Source organism: Sphingopyxis sp. H050, from assembly GCF_001468265.1.
GTDB lineage: Bacteria > Pseudomonadota > Alphaproteobacteria > Sphingomonadales > Sphingomonadaceae > Sphingopyxis.
In genome coordinates this window covers 628814-641899 of sequence record NZ_LNRZ01000001.1, presented here as the reverse complement: position 1 = coordinate 641899, position 13086 = coordinate 628814, and the positions used below count along the sequence as shown (strand labels likewise).

Sequence of the window (13086 nt, the reverse complement as noted above, 5' to 3'; positions counted from 1 at the left end):
GCTTCGGGGCGCGGTCGCGGCCCGGTTTTATGGCGTCCCTTTGAGCGGGCGCTGCGCGCAGCGTCAAGGGCGGCGCGCTCAACCGATCAGGTCATGAAGGCGGTGATCGCCAGACAGGTCGAAACCCCGGTGATGATATTGAGCGGAACGCCGATCCTGACGAAATCGACGAAGCGATAATCGCCCGCGGCATAGACGATGGTGTTCGTCTGATAGCCGATCGGCGTCGCGAAGCAGGCGGAAGCGCCGATCATCAGCGCGATCACCAGCGGGCGCGGATCGACGCCGAGTTCGGAGGCGATCGCGAGCGTCACCGGCGTCATCAGCGCCGCGACCGCATTGTTGCTGAGCAGTTCGGAGAGGATCAGCGCGAAGAAATAGATGCCGAAGATCAATACCCACGCCGGCTGGCCCAAGAGCGACGGTTCGACCCAGCCGACCATCATCGCGACCGCGCCGCTCTGTTCAAGCGCCAACCCGACAGCGAGCATCGCGAAAATCAGGATCAGCACGTCGCCGTCGATCGTTCCCCATGCTTCCTCGCTGTCGATGCAGCGCGTGACGAGGATGACCCCGATCGCGATGATCGCGGCGACGCCGATCGACATGATGTCGAAGGCGGCGAGCGTCACTACCGACAGCATGCAAAGCACCGCGATCCATGCCTTGCCCCGGCGAAAGGCGCGCACCTTGGCAAGATCTGCGCCGATCAGGTGCGGATTGTCGCGCAGCGCCTCGACCTCGCGCGGCCCGCCCGCAACGAGCAGGCGGTCGGCGGGACGGATGCGCACGCTGGCAAGGTCCGGCCCGGGCTCATGCGCCGGACGGTCGAGGCCGATGATGCGCGCGCGGATCTTTTGCAGAAAGGGAATATCGATAAGCCGCTGTCCGATCGCGGGATGGTTCGACGCGATCATCGTTTCGACGACCATATCGCCTTCCGCAGGCTCGCCGCTGCCGATGCCGAGCCCGAAACGCCCCTGTTCGCGCCACGTCATCAGCGTCGCACCATCGATACGCAGAATCACGCGGTCCCCCGCGGCAAGCGTCCAATGGTCGAGGTTGCCGCCGTGAATTACCGCAGACCCGCGCCGCACCCCGACGATGCGGCCCGAACGCGGGAGGTCGCGGAACGCCTCGATGGTCATTCCGACCAGATCGTCGTCGTCGCCGAGGATCAGCTCGGTCAGATATTGATGCGCGTCATGGGTGCCGGCCGGCCCCTTGACCGGCTTGTCCGAGGGCAGCAGCCACCACATCAGCGCGAGCCCGACCATCCCCGACGCAGCGGTCACCAGACCGATCGGCGTGATCTCGAAAATGCCGAAGCGTTCCATTCCCGCCTGCCGCACGATGCCATCGACGACGAGGTTGGTCGAAGTGCCGATCAGGGTCAGCGTACCGCCGAGCACCGCGACGATCGACAGCGGCATCAGCAGCTTCTTGGCGCTGACCCCGGTGACCTCGGCGAGCTTCATCATGATCGGGATCAACACCACGACAACCGGCGTGTTGTTGAGGAAGGCCGAGGCGAAGAGCGCGCCGACAAGCACTTCGACGATAGCAAGGCGCGGATGCTTCTCCGCGCGCTTCATGATCGCATCGGCGACGCGCTGGATAACCCCGGTGCGGATCAGCGCGCCCGACAGTACGAACATCGCGCCGATGACGATCGGTGCCGAGTTGGAGAAAACCGAATACATGCCGTCGGCATCGAGGATGCCGAGCGCAAGATAGGTGCAAGCGCCGAGGATCGCGATGACGGTCGCGGGCAAGCGTTCCATCAGGAAGCCGACGAACATCGCGGCGAGAATGACCAGCGACAGGGCAGCCTGATGCGCGTCGATAAAAGCCCGGACGGTCTCGATCACGCCGGCCTCAGCCGTTCTGCGCCCTGTGGAGCAATTTGTGATCGGCGAGGACCAGCGCCATCATCGCCTCGACCACCGGCGCGCCGCGGATGCCGACGCAGGGATCGTGGCGGCCCTTGGTGACGATGTCGGCGGCCTCGCCCGCGTTGTTGATCGTCGGCACGGGCGTCAGGATCGAGCTGGTCGGCTTGAACGCGACGCGGACGACGACCGGCTGGCCGGTCGAGATGCCGCCCGCGATGCCGCCCGCATTGTTCGAGAGGAAATCGGGGCGGTTGCTGCCGTCCGTCGCGGGGCGCATCGGATCGGCATTTTCCTCACCGCGAAGCCGCGCCGCGTGGAAGCCCGCGCCGATCTCGACGCCCTTCACCGCATTGATCCCCATCATCGCGGCGGCGAGGTCGCTGTCGAGCTTGGCGTAGATCGGCGCCCCCCAGCCGGCGGGCACGCCGCTCGCGGCGCATTCGATCACCGCGCCGAGCGACGAACCCGCCTTGCGCGCGGCGTCCATCAGCCCTTCCCAGCGCTGCGCCGCGGCGGGGTCGGGACAGAAAAAGGGATTGCGATCAATTTCTTCGAGGTCGAAGTTCGCAGGATCGATGGCGTCGCCGCCGATCTCCGCCACCCACGCATGAATCTGCACCTCGGGGATGATCAACCGCGCGACGCCGCCCGCCGCGACGCGCGCCGCGGTTTCGCGCGCGCTCGACCGGCCGCCGCCGCGATAGTCGCGGATGCCATATTTGGCGTCATAGGCATAATCGGCGTGGCCGGGGCGATAGGCCTGCGCGATCTCACCATAATCCTTCGACCTTTGGTCGACATTCTCGATCATCAGACTGATCGGCGTGCCCGTCGTCTTGCCCTCGAACACCCCCGACAGGATACGCACCTGATCGGGCTCCTGCCGCTGCGTCGTGTGGCGCGACTGGCCGGGACGGCGCTTGTCCAAGAAAGGCTGGATGTCGGCTTCGGACAGCGACAGGCGCGGCGGACAGCCATCGACGACGGCGCCGAGCGCGGGGCCGTGGCTTTCCCCCCACGTCGTGAAGCGAAGAACGCGTCCGAAGCTGTTGAAACTCATATGCCCCTCTCCCCGCGGGGGAGAGGGAGAGGTCCATCCGGCGCAGCCGGATGGGAGGGTGAGGCCCTGCCAGCCAGCGCGAGCTCGATCGCACGGCAAACGCCATCCAGATTGCCCATCACGTCAGCATTCGTGAACCGCAGCACCCGATATCCCTCTCGCGCCAGAAATTCCGTTCGCCGCGCGTCATAGTCGATTTGGAGCGCGTGGCTATCCCCATCGACCTCTATCACCAGTCGCGCCGATTGACAGGTAAAGTCGGCGATGAATTGGCCGATACGTTGCTGGCGGCGGAATTTATGGCCGCCAAGATTGCCCGCGCGGAGAGCCGACCAGAGCTTCTTTTCGGCTGGGGTGGCGTCGCGGCGCAGGCGGCGGGCGCGGTCGATCGTGCCATCGTCGGAGGTGAAGCGGCTCTTACTCACACCCTCACCCTCCCATCGCTGCGCGATGGGCCCCTCCCTCTCCCCCAAGGGGAGAGGGCTGGCTTGAACCCTCTCCCCTTGGGGGAGAGGGAGGGGCCCGCCCGGCATCGCCGGGTGGGAGGGTGAGGGTTTGTTCGATCAAACCAGCGAAATATCCGGCGCGTCTTCCTGTTTCATGCCGACGGTGTGATAGCCCGCGTCGACATGGTGCGTTTCGCCGGTGACGCCGCTCGACAGGTCGCTGAGCAGATAGAGCGCCGAGCCGCCGACATCGTCGATCGTGACGTTGCGGCGCAGCGGGGCGTTGTGCTCGTTCCATTTGAGGATCAGGCGAAAATCGCCGATCCCCGACGCCGCGAGCGTCTTGATCGGCCCGGCCGAGATCGCGTTCACGCGCACCCCCTGTGGACCATAGTCGTTGGCGAGATATTTGACGCTGGTTTCGAGCGCCGACTTGGCGACACCCATGACGTTATAGTGCGGGATTACCTTTTCGGCGCCATAATAGCTGAGCGTCAGCAGCGAACCGCCGCCCTTGCCCGTCTCGGGATCATAGGGCGTCATCATCTTCGACGCGCGCTGCGCGACCGCGGTGAAGCTGTAGACGCTGATGTTCATCGTCATCAGGAAATCGTCGAGGCTCACGTCGGCATAATGGCCGCGCAGCGCCTCCTTGTTCGTATAGCCGATCGCATGGACGACGAAGTCGATCGTCGGCCAGCGCGCCGCGAGCGCCCCGAACGCGGCATCGAGATTGTCCATGTCGGACACGTCGCAGTCGATCAGGAAATCGCAGCCGAGCTCGTCGGCGAGCGGTTTCACGCGCTTGAGCATGACATCGCCCTGATAGCTGATCGCCAGCTCGGCGCCGTGCGCGTGCAGCGCCTTTGCGATGCCCCAGGCGAGCGACTTGTCGTTCGCCAGCCCCATGATCAGCCCGCGTTTGCCCTTCATCAGCCCCGTCATTCTTCGTCTCCGGCCTTTTTGTCTTCAATCACCACATCGTCCACGCGCCCAATAGCGTCGTGTCCCAAATCCTCAACCTCCACCAGCGCCGCGTTGAGTTCGGCGCCGACGACCATACCCAATCCGACGAGGTAGAAAAAGAACAGCGCGACCATGACGCCCGCCAGGCTGCCATAGGTCGCGTCATAGCTGAGCAGGCTGGCGAGCAGCGGCGGCAGCGCCAGCGTCACCGCGATCCACCACAAGGTCGTGAACAGCGCGCCCGGCCATTTGGGGAACTGCCGCCGCCGGTATTTCGATGGGGTCAGGCTGTAGAACAGCATGTAGATGGCAAGGAACAGGCCGAGGCCCGACACGCCGCGCGAGATCAGGACGATGCCCCATGCCTGGAATTGCTCGGGCAGGACGCGGGTGACGAATTGTTCGATCCCGACGATCAGCACCTGCATGCTGAACGACAGGAGCATCAGCACCACCGCGCCGGTGATGATCCCGATCGAGAGCAGGCGGTAGTGGAAAAAACCCTTCGAGAAGTGCGTGCCATAGGCGCGGCGCAATATGTCGCGCACGGTTTCGATCAGGCTGCCCACGGTCCACAGCGCGACGAGCGCGCCCAGCCACAGGAAGATGCCCGTGCGCGCCGTCATGACCTCGCGGATCGGGCCCGACAGCGCCTGGGCCACCGTCGGCGGCATCGTCGAAAAGACCGCCTCGACCGCCGCTTCGCCGCCGACGCTGCCGCCGAAGATCGACAGCGCCGCGGCGAGCAGGATGAAGAAGGGAAAGAGCGCGATCAGCGCGAGATAAGCCAGGTTTCCCGCATGGATGAAGCCGTCGGTGTAGGTGCCGACGACGACGCGGCGCAGGATCCTGAACGCGCGCGTGCCGGGGCCGAGCGTCTCGCGTCCGCGGTCGATGATGCCCTGCGCCCGGGTCCGCAGCTTGACGCGTTTCGCACGCTCGGCGCGCGCTTCGGGGGAGTGCGGCGAATGGCCCTCTGCGACGAACTTCTGGGCAACCTCTTCGGCGACCTCGCGCTCGATCGCGGCGACCGCCGCCTTGTCGGTCGGTTCAGCCACGCATCAGACACCAAGGTCCGCGCGCACCGCACGGCGATCGCTCCATTCGCCGACGAATTTTTCAAGCGCCGCGTCGCCGGCGGGCAGATCGACCATCAGCCGCACCAGCTGGTCGCCGCGGCCGCCGCTCTTGCGGCTGAAACCCTTGCCTTTCAGCCGCATGACCTTGCCCGAGGTCGAGCCGGCGGGGATCGAGAGCATCACCGGGCCGTCGACGGTCGGCACCTTGATCTTCGCGCCCTTGACCGCCTCGTTCAGCGTCACCGGCAGATCGAGGCGGATATTGTCGCCGTCGCGCTCGTAGAAAGGGTGATCCTTGACCGTGATCGTGACGATGGCGTCGCCATTGCCGCCCGGCCCCGGCTGCCCCTTGCCGGCGATGCGCATCTGCGTGCCGGTCTCGACCCCGGCGGGCAGCTTGACGTCGATGGTCTTGCCGTCGGCCAGCGTGATGCGCTGCATCGCCTGCGTCGCGGCGTCGATGAACGAGACCGACAGACGATAGGCGACGTTCGCGCCCTTCGCCGGCGGCCCGTTGCCGCGTCCGCCGAAGCCGCCGAACGGCCCGCCGCCCCCGCCGCGCCCGCCGAACAGCCCCTCGAAAATGTCGCCGAAATCGGCGCCGTCGCCGCCGAACCCGCCAAAGCCGCCGGGCTGGCCGCGCGGGTCGCCGCGAAAGCCCCCGCCCCCGCCGCCATAGCCGAAGGGCATGGCCGGGTTGCCGTCGCCGTCGATTTCGCCGCGGTCGAATTGCGCGCGCTTGGTCTTGTCGGACAGAAGGTCGTAGGCCTTGGTCACGTCGGAAAATTTCTCCGACGCCTTTGGATTGTCCTTGTTCTTGTCGGGATGCAGCTCCTTGGCGAGCTTGCGGTACGCGGACTTGATCTCCGCTTCGGTCGCGGACTTCGACACGCCAAGGGTGGAATAGGGATCGGCCATTTCGCTCCTTAGCCCAATAAGTGAGTGGCCGGAAAGGCCTCATCGACCCGCGATGTGGGAACAGCGGCGGATGCGGTCAAGTTCCCGTCTCGACCCGCACGGCGCGCCGCACTATGAGGCAGGGATGATCGACGATCCCTTCGCGCTGTTCGACAGCTGGTTCACCGAAGCGCGCGCGAGCGAACCCAACGACGCCAACGCGATGGCGCTGGCGACGAGCACGCCGGGCGGACGCCCCTCGCTGCGCATGGTGCTGCTCAAGGGACATGGCCCCGACGGCTTCGTCTTCTATACCAATCTCGACAGCCGCAAGGGCGGCGAGCTGGCCGCGAACCCGCAGGTTGCGCTGCTTTTCCACTGGAAGTCGCTGCGCCGCCAGATCCGCATCGAGGGGCCGGTGACGCCGGTCGACGACGCGACCGCCGACGCCTATTTCGCGACGCGCGGCCGCGACAGCCAGCTTGGCGCCTGGGCCAGCGACCAGTCGCGCCCGCTGGGTAGCCGCGAAACCTTCGAGGCGCGGTTCGCCGAGATGCAGGCGCGCTTCGAGGGGCAGGATGTGCCGCGGCCGCCGCGCTGGTCGGGCTGGCGCGTCGCGCCCGAACGCATCGAGTTCTGGCAGGACCGCGAACATCGGCTGCACGAACGTACCCTCTATGTGCGCGACGGCGAACGCTGGACGAAAGGACTGCTTTATCCATGAGTGCGCTCCGCTCGCTGCCGATCACCCGCGTCGACGCCTTCGCCGACCGCCCCTTCGCCGGCAATCCCGCCGCGGTCATGCCGCTGGAGGAATGGATGAGCGACGCGATGCTGCAGGCGATCGCGGCGGAGAATAATCTCTCCGAGACCGCCTTCCTGGTCCCCGACGAGAGCGGCGAGGCCGATTACGAACTGCGCTGGTTCACCCCTACGGTCGAGGTCGCGCTCTGCGGCCATGCGACGCTGGCGAGCGGGCATGTGCTGCTGTCGCACGCCGCCTGGCGCAACGAAATGCGCTTTCGGACGCGCAAGGCCGGCATCCTGCAGGTGATGCGCGGCGGCGAGGACGATGAATATCGGATGCTCCTCCCCGCCTATCGCGTCACGGCGAAGGCAATGCCCGACGCGCTGCGCGTGATCGGCGGCGAGCCGGTCGAGTCGCTGTGGAACGACGGCGGCTATGCGGTGATCGCCTATCACAGCGCCGAGGAAGTCCGCGCGCTGTCGCCCGATTTCGCGGCGCTGAAGGCCGGCGGCGACGTCGCCTATATCGCGACCGCGCCGGGCGCGGGCGACCCCTCGGGCGCCGACGTCGTCAGCCGCGTTTTCGTGCCGGGCGCCGGAATCGACGAGGACCCGGTGACCGGATCGGCGCATTGCGCGCTGACGCCCTATTGGACGACGCGCCTCGGCCGCGATCATTTCGCCGCCTATCAGGCGAGCGCGCGCGGCGGTTATGTCGGGTGCAAGCTGGTGGGGGATCAGGTCGAGTTGACGGGTCGCTGCGTGACGACGCTGGTGGGCGAGTTTTTGCTGTAGGGGGATGGACTGCTTTGGGGTGGGGAGGGGACGTTAAATAGTCCGTCGCCCCCGCGAAGGCGGGGGCCGTAGTCGGCCTTGCGCAACGACTCCAGCGGCCCCCGCCTTCGCGGGGGCGACGGCAACTACCGGTCGCATACCGACATCCATTGCGGTCCTCACGCCAATCACAGCGCCGCGATCAAATCCGCCAGATGTCGCCGCAGCGCGGGAAATTCGTCGTCGGTCGTGATTCCCAGCCGGACCACCGTCACGCGCTGCGAGGGCGAGACGATGATATATTGGCCCTGATGGCCGATGCAGGCGAACAGGTCGTTGGGGCCGCGGTCGGGCCATAAAGCCTCGTCGGCGCCGGGCGGGCGGCGGCGGTTGAGCCAGATGTGACCGCCATAGCCCGGATCGTTCGCCGAGGGGGTCAGCATGAAGCGCATCCAGGTTTCGGGCAGCAGGCGCTGGCCGCCGGCAACGCCGCGGTTGCGCAAAAACTCGCCGAACTTCGCATAGTCGCGCGCCGTCGCATGCATGATCGATCCGCCGATCATCGTCCCCTTGGCATCGAATTCCGGCGTCAGGCTGGTGATGCCGAGCGGTTCCATCAGCCGCCCGTGGATGAACTCGCGCATCGCCTCGCGCCGCGCCTCGGGGTTTTGCGACGGGGTCAGCGTGTCGGCGATGATGTCGGACAGGATGACGCTGGTCGCCGAGCTGTAGTTGAACACCTCGCCCGGCTGCGCCGCCGCGGGCTTGGCCTCGGCAAAGCCGCCCATGTCCTGCGCGCCCTCGCCGAACAGCATCGTGACCGTGTCGCCCTTCCACACCGGATCGCCGACTTCGACATGCTCGAGACCCGAGGCCATGTGGAGCAGGTCGCGGAGCGCGATCGCGCCGCGCGGGTCGCCGCTGCGCTCCCACGCCGCGACGGGCGCCGGGCCGTCGAGCGACAATTGGCCGTCGGCGACGAGGAAGCCGGTGAGCACCGCGGTGATGCTCTTCGCCATCGACCAGCTGATCAGCTTCGAATCGGGGCCGAAGCCCTCGCCATAGCGTTCGTAGATCGGCTCGCCGTCGCGCAGCACATAGAGGGCGCGCGTCTCGCCGACCTGGCTGTCGTCGTCGAACAGCGCATCGGCCTTCGCCCTGATCGCGGGGTCGAGCGCGGGCAGCGCTTGCGACGCCTCGGCGGCCGGCACATCGTCGAGCGAGGCGCCGAATTTGGGCGAAGGCGACGCGGGCGCGATGCTGCCCTGCCCCGCCGCCTGCGTCAGCGACCAGCCCCCCAGCATCACGAGCGCGGCACTTGCCAGCATGGCTTTTTTCGTGATCATGGCCGGGGTGACTAACACCAACCCGACCGATCCGGCAACGGCCGACCATCAGCCGTCGGCGCCGCCGCCCGAAGTGCCGCCGCACCTGCGCGGGCGAAAGCGCGACGGCAAGCGCGGCGGGTGCCTGCCGTGGGCGATCGGGTGCGGGGTGCTGTTCCTGATCTTCCTGATCTGGCAATTCCCCTCGTTCAAGGCGCAGGCCGAGCTCGGATCGGCCTATGCCGCGCGCGTCGGCTGTTCGTGCCGCTATGTGCAGGGGCGCAGCCTGGAAAGCTGTCAGACCGATTTCGAGCCCGGGATGGAGATGGTGTCGCTGAGCGAGGATCCGGCGACGAAGACCGTCACCGGCAGCGTGCCGCTGCTTGCGTCGCGCAGCGCGCGCTACGCGGGCGCGAGCGGCTGCCTGATCAATCCCTAGCCTAGGGTCAGGACCCTAGGGTCGAGGCGCGCCGAGCCGTACCACGATCAGCGCCAGCGCCGCGGGTGCGCCGAAGACGAGCAGCCAGACGACCGCCTCCTCGCCCCAGCCGTAACCGGCCGACAGCACCCCGACGAGCAGATTGCCGACCGAGATGATCAGCCACAGGACGAGGAACGCCCAGGTCGCGCGCGCCTTGTCGCGGATCAGAATGCGAAGCCCGATCAGCAGCGCGAGGCCGGCGATCAGCATGATGGCAGTGTGCGACATGGTCCTGTCTCCCCCTCTCGTTCACCCTTCGGCGGCATCTCCGAAACGCCCGAGCCACGGCGCCCAGCGCCGCCAGCCGCCATGATAGCTGCCCCATTCCCAGAGTGCGGTGAAGACGAGCACGGCGAAGACGGCGATGCCGAGCGCGATCGGTTGCCAGTGCAGGAACCAGGCCGCCGCGCCGACCGCGATCAGCAGGATGCAACCGATGATGTGCGAAAAGGGCGGCAGGCGGCGGCCCGCCGTCGCGTGCTTGAAGCCCATATTGCCGATCAGGAAGAGCAGCGACCCGCCGATCGACACCGCGAGGAACGGAAATTCGATATGGCCATAGGGGTGCATCAGCAGCATCTCGTCGGCGACCGCCGAGACGACGAGCCCCGCGACGATCGGAATATGCCAATAGGTATAGGCGCGCCGCGCGAGCACGCCGGCCTGGTCGCTTGCCTCGATCACTTCGCTGCCGCGTTTGGCGCCGCTGTCGAAATAGAGCCACCAGAGCGCCGCCGAACCGAGGAAGCAGGTCGCGAAGGCCAGCCAGTGAAGGCCGTCCTGCGGCAGTTTCGCGAAGGTCGCGCCGGTGATCAGCACCCCTTCGCCGAGCGAGATGATGACGAAGAGCGCGCAGCGTTCAGCCATATGCGCGCCCGAAATGTCCCAGTCGGAACCTTTCGACCGGCCAAGCCCCGGCGCGGGAAAGAACAGCAGCGGTCCCGCATAATCGACGAGCAGCGCGCCTGCCCAGAACAGCATCCGCGCCGCGGGGTCGGCGAGCGCGCCGGCGATCCACAGGGGCAGCGAGAGCAGCGACCAGAAAGTGATGCGCATGAAATTGCGCGCGCGGCCGTCGTGGACGCCCCAACTCGCCCACACGACATAGAGCGATCGCGCGGTCTGCATCGAACAATAGGCCGCGGCGAACAGCCAGCCTGTCTTGCCGAACGCATAGGGAATCGCGCTCGACAGAACGAGCCCGGCCAGCATCAGCAGGATCAGCATCAGCCGGACGTTCGGATGGTCGGGATCGACCCAGTTGGCGACCCAAGTCGTGTAGATCCACACCCACCAGACGGCGAAGAGCAGCATCAGCGTCTGGAGCGCGCCGAGCCAGCTAAGATGTTCGAGCAGTCCGTGCGACAATTGGGTGATCGCAAAGACGAAGACGAGGTCGAAGAACAGCTCGAGATTGGTGACCGGCGCATGGCCGTGCGCGTCGCGGGTGCGAAACAGTTTGTCGCGGATCACAACAGCCCCTCCCTCGTCGCCTGACGGCGCCAGGCTCCGGGAGATATACCGAGCTTGTTGCGGAAGGCGGCACATAAATGTGCGTGGCTGGAAAACCCGGTCGCGAAGGCGATCTCGGCGACGGTCAGCGGCCGGTTCATCAGGAACCAGCGCGCGCGGCGGAGGCGCTGGTGGAGCAGATATTGCGCCGGGGTGCGCCCGGTCGCGCGCGCGAAATGGACGATCAAGCTGTTCACCGACATCCCCGCCTCGGCCGCCATCTCCTCGACGGTCAGATGCGTTTCGATCCGCGCCTCGATGAAGGTCATCAGCCTGTCGAGCCGCCGCGCGATGTCGGGCGCGACGGGAAAGCGCATCACGCCGCCGTCGAGCGCCGCGGCGATCGTGTCGACCAGCCGATCGCCTGCATCGGCCTCGCCCGCGCAGAGCGCGCGGACGAGCCCGGCCATCGCGGGATCCTCATATCCGGCCAGGATGCGCGCGCCGGGCGGCACGATCAGACGGCCGGACGGTATCTCGACCATGATATGGCGAACCGCGCCTCCCTGCGCGCGCGCGCGATAATCATGCCCGGCGGGGATCAGCCACATTTCGCCGGGCAGCGGATCGCCGAGCGAGGTGCGCCGTCCGTCGAGCCAGGTCTCGAGCCAATGATAGCTTCCGGCCTCGTACAGGATCAGCAGATGGACGGGCCGTTCGATCGTCCATTCGGAAGGGCCGTCGATGCGGTCCTCGACAAGAGTCGCCTTGATCCCCTCCCTCTTCATGGCCCGATAATGGCAACTATGGGAGAATCTGAAAGCCTGCAATTTCGGGCGATTCTAGTGTTTAATCCCGTCGTCCATATACGAGTTCAAACACCTCGGACGGCGCGAACAACTGTGTCCTGCGCTCCTTCCCGCCACCCTTGGAACGCGCATGGCACAGCCGGACCCCTCCTGGCGGGCGGCAATCGGATCTCGCCGCCCGCCCCCTTTTTCTCAAGGGGTTCGATCGCTGCTATGCCAGGAAATCGTCCATCGCCGCATTGACCGCTGCGGGGCATTCCCACGGCACGAAATGGCCGCAGCCGGGGACCTTGACGATCGTCACATCGGGGACGAGGTCTTCGATGCCGTCGAGATTGCAAGGCGGCAGCGCGACGTCGTCGAGCGCCCAGACCACCAGCGTCGGAATCGTCAGTTTCGGGAAAGGGGTCGCGGGCGGTTCGGCGAAAGGCTCGTCCATCGCGGGCACATTCGCAGGCGATCCGCGATACCAGTTTATCATCGCGCGGCAAGTGTCGCGATCCTCCCAGTCCTGGAGCAGCCGCGCGATCTCGTCGGGCGGCTGGATGCCGCCGCTCGGAACCTTGCCGGCAAAGGCATGGGCGAGGATCCCGGCGATGCCATGCTCCTCGATGATCGCGTCGCTGGCGGGATCGCGGAAGGTGCGGATATACTGGCTCGCCGCGCGCTGTTCCGGGTTGGTGAGCAGCAGGCGCTGGAAGATCGCCGGGTGCGGCGCATTGGCGATCACCGCGCGCGTGACGCGGCCCGACCACGCCGGATGCAAGCCGCCGGGCTGGCCGCCGAGCGCCACGCCCCACGCGATCGCCCCGCCCCAGTCGTGGCCGACGATGGTGAATTGGTCGACGCCCAGCGCATCGGCAAGCGCGAAGATGTCGGCGATCAGCTTGTCGGGGGTGTAGGATTGGGCGTCCTGCGGCTTCGACGACCCCCGATAGCCGCGCTGATCGGGGGCGATGCAGCGAAAGCGGGTCGCGAAGTGCGGCAACTGGAACCGCCAGGTGCGATGCGATTCGGGAAAGCCGTGGAGAAAGATCAGCGTCGGCGCATCCTTCGCCCCCATATCGACCACGTCGAGTTCGACCCCGGTCGAGAGCGTCAACCGCACCTGTTCGAAATCGCCGCTCATCCACCCTGCTCCTTTGGTTTCGTTTC

The 13086-nt window shown here is 66.7% G+C and carries 14 protein-coding genes; 3 read left to right on the top strand and 11 right to left on the bottom strand.

All coding sequences use genetic code 11. The annotated features are described in order from the left end of the window. Nucleotides 1-86: 86 nt before the first annotated feature. The 6 genes from ATE67_RS02820 to ATE67_RS02795 form a co-directional block, all read right to left on the bottom strand. Nucleotides 87-1868: an SLC13 family permease gene (locus tag ATE67_RS02820; protein ID WP_058815247.1), complete on the bottom strand. Its 1782-nt coding sequence runs from the start codon at nt 1866-1868 to the stop codon at nt 87-89. 10 nt (nt 1869-1878) lie between these two features. Beyond that, on the bottom strand, nt 1879-2955 hold the full coding sequence (gene aroC / locus ATE67_RS02815; RefSeq protein WP_058815136.1) for a chorismate synthase: 1077 nt from the start codon (nt 2953-2955) through the stop codon (nt 1879-1881). Further along, nucleotides 2952-3380, bottom strand: a complete 429-nt coding sequence (locus ATE67_RS02810) for an endonuclease domain-containing protein (protein WP_231728019.1) — start codon at nt 3378-3380, stop codon at nt 2952-2954. The genes aroC and ATE67_RS02810 overlap by 4 nt, the downstream gene beginning before the upstream one ends. A 138-nt stretch (nt 3381-3518) precedes the next feature. Continuing rightward, nucleotides 3519-4346 carry an enoyl-ACP reductase FabI gene (fabI, locus tag ATE67_RS02805; RefSeq protein ID WP_058815135.1) on the bottom strand — a complete coding sequence of 276 codons (828 nt, stop codon included), beginning with the start codon at nt 4344-4346 and terminating at the stop codon, nt 3519-3521. Continuing rightward, nucleotides 4343-5425 carry a YihY/virulence factor BrkB family protein gene (locus ATE67_RS02800; protein ID WP_082660163.1) on the bottom strand — a complete coding sequence of 361 codons (1083 nt, stop codon included), beginning with the start codon at nt 5423-5425 and terminating at the stop codon, nt 4343-4345. Before ATE67_RS02800 ends, fabI begins: the two co-directional genes overlap by 4 nt. A gap of 3 nt (nt 5426-5428) precedes the next feature. Then, on the bottom strand, nt 5429-6364 hold the full coding sequence (locus tag ATE67_RS02795) for a DnaJ C-terminal domain-containing protein (RefSeq protein WP_058815134.1): 936 nt from the start codon (nt 6362-6364) through the stop codon (nt 5429-5431). A 127-nt stretch (nt 6365-6491) separates the two neighbouring features. Between ATE67_RS02795 and pdxH the strand changes: the two genes are divergently transcribed. Together pdxH and ATE67_RS02785 are read left to right on the top strand one after the other, a co-directional pair. Next, entirely contained in the window at nt 6492-7067 is a 576-nt protein-coding gene (gene pdxH, locus ATE67_RS02790; RefSeq protein WP_058815244.1) for a pyridoxamine 5'-phosphate oxidase, read from the top strand. Then, on the top strand, nt 7064-7885 hold the full coding sequence (locus ATE67_RS02785) for a PhzF family phenazine biosynthesis protein (protein ID WP_058815133.1): 822 nt from the start codon (nt 7064-7066) through the stop codon (nt 7883-7885). The genes pdxH and ATE67_RS02785 overlap by 4 nt, the downstream gene beginning before the upstream one ends. A gap of 167 nt (nt 7886-8052) precedes the next feature. On the opposite strand, the gene ATE67_RS02780 is transcribed toward ATE67_RS02785, so the two are convergent. Next, a complete protein-coding gene (locus ATE67_RS02780) occupies nt 8053-9210 on the bottom strand; it encodes a serine hydrolase domain-containing protein (RefSeq protein WP_058815132.1) in 1158 nt (385 codons plus the stop codon). Between ATE67_RS02780 and ATE67_RS02775 the strand changes: the two genes are divergently transcribed. Then, the gene (locus ATE67_RS02775) at nt 9209-9628 is read left to right on the top strand and encodes a hypothetical protein (protein ID WP_197411870.1); all 420 of its coding nucleotides are present in this window, start codon (nt 9209-9211) and stop codon (nt 9626-9628) included. The genes ATE67_RS02780 and ATE67_RS02775 overlap by 2 nt on opposite strands. 15 nt (nt 9629-9643) lie before the next feature. Here ATE67_RS02775 and ATE67_RS02770 read toward each other — a convergent pair whose 3' ends face one another. From ATE67_RS02770 to ATE67_RS02755, 4 genes are all read right to left on the bottom strand, one after another. Continuing rightward, nucleotides 9644-9898, bottom strand: a complete 255-nt coding sequence (locus ATE67_RS02770) for a hypothetical protein (protein WP_058815131.1) — start codon at nt 9896-9898, stop codon at nt 9644-9646. Nucleotides 9899-9919: 21 nt separating this feature from the next. Then, complete coding sequence (locus tag ATE67_RS02765; protein WP_197411869.1) at nt 9920-11143, bottom strand: low temperature requirement protein A; 1224 nt, start codon at nt 11141-11143, stop codon at nt 9920-9922. Next, on the bottom strand, nt 11140-11910 hold the full coding sequence (locus tag ATE67_RS02760; RefSeq protein ID WP_058815130.1) for an AraC family transcriptional regulator: 771 nt from the start codon (nt 11908-11910) through the stop codon (nt 11140-11142). The genes ATE67_RS02765 and ATE67_RS02760 overlap by 4 nt, the downstream gene beginning before the upstream one ends. A gap of 232 nt (nt 11911-12142) precedes the next feature. Further along, nucleotides 12143-13060: an alpha/beta fold hydrolase gene (locus ATE67_RS02755; RefSeq protein WP_058815129.1), complete on the bottom strand. Its 918-nt coding sequence runs from the start codon at nt 13058-13060 to the stop codon at nt 12143-12145. Nucleotides 13061-13086: the final 26 nt, after the last annotated feature.